This is a genomic window from Streptomyces sp. NPDC102451 (assembly GCF_044765485.1).
Classification (GTDB): Bacteria; Actinomycetota; Actinomycetes; order Streptomycetales; family Streptomycetaceae; genus Streptomyces.
Map to the genome: position 1 here is coordinate 1 of NZ_JBIWKD010000060.1, position 1,000 is coordinate 1,000.

The following is a 1,000-nucleotide window of genomic DNA, read 5'->3' on the forward strand; positions in this document are numbered from 1 at the left end:
AGACGCTCGGCTGGAAGACACCTGCCGAAGCGTTCAACGAGCAGCTACAGTTGCATCAAAAGGCCGGTGTTGCAACGACCGGTTGAATCCGGTCAATTTCGATCAAGGAAACTCGTCCATGCACTCGGACGCCACCAGATGGCCGGCTCGATAGGGAGAGTCGGGGCGGCCGGCGACATCGCGGCCATGGAGTCCTTCTTCAGCCTGCTGCAGAAGAACGTCCTCGACCGACGCACCTGGGCCACCCGCGAGGAACTCCGCATCGCGATCGTTACCTGGATCGAGCGGACCTACCACCGACGCCGCAGACAAGCCGCTCTCGGCCGGCTCACACCCGTCGAATACGAAACCGTCATGACCACACCGGCTCTTCAGGCCGCATGACTGAACCTGTCACCCAACGCTGCATCAGACCCGCTTGCGCCGGTGCATCAGGTAGCCAAGCGTGGCTTCGGATATGAGGATGTTCTTCAGGCTCTGTGGGACCCACGGCCGCCCTCCGGACGGCTTTCCGTACATCGTGGCCAGGTGGTCCGCAGGCGATGCCTCGCCCGCACGATTGAGGCGGGCCGCCTCACTGCTGGTGGTGACGTTCTCGGGGTCGGCCAGGATGCGACGGGCGACATCTCGGAGCACTTCGGAGGCATGCGGGTGCAGTTCGACATGGTCGACCTTGCCCCCCATGACCTTTCGCACGTACTGGAAGCCGTACGACGGCTTGCCCTTTGGCCGGCCGGCTGCCCTGATCTTGATTGTGGCGTCGCGGTTCCGGCGCTGGATCGCGCGGAGCTCCATCTGCGCGCCCCAGGCCTCCATGGTGAACCGGTTCTCATCGGCTGGGTCGTCCAGTTCCCACGGACCGTCGTGTCCGTACGTGACGAGCATCTTCTTCTCGTCCCGCATCTTGAACCTCTTCCAACCTGACGGGTGGTTGGGCCGGCAGCCCCGGCGGCGGGCATGAAGAAAGCTCCTGGTAGACGGGTTCACGACCAAGATCACC

The 1,000-nt window shown here is 63.7% G+C and carries 1 protein-coding gene and 1 pseudogene; one reads left to right on the forward strand and one right to left on the reverse strand.

Going from position 1 to position 1,000, the window contains the following annotated elements:
* Positions 1–93: 93 nt before the first annotated feature.
* Positions 94–384 (forward strand): annotated as a pseudogene (locus ACIRD8_RS37860) (IS3 family transposase); the annotation flags it as partial.
* A 24-nt stretch (positions 385–408) separates the two neighbouring features.
* On the opposite strand, the gene ACIRD8_RS37865 reads toward ACIRD8_RS37860, so the two are convergent.
* A complete protein-coding gene (locus tag ACIRD8_RS37865) occupies positions 409–903 on the reverse strand; it encodes a hypothetical protein (protein ID WP_404002346.1) in 495 nt (164 codons plus the stop codon).
* Positions 904–1,000: the final 97 nt, after the last annotated feature.

Excerpts from the sequence above, each read along its gene's own strand:
- ACIRD8_RS37865 (WP_404002346.1), bottom strand. The coding sequence starts at position 903 with ATGCGGGACGAGAAGAAGATGCTCGTCACGTACGGACACGACGGTCCG.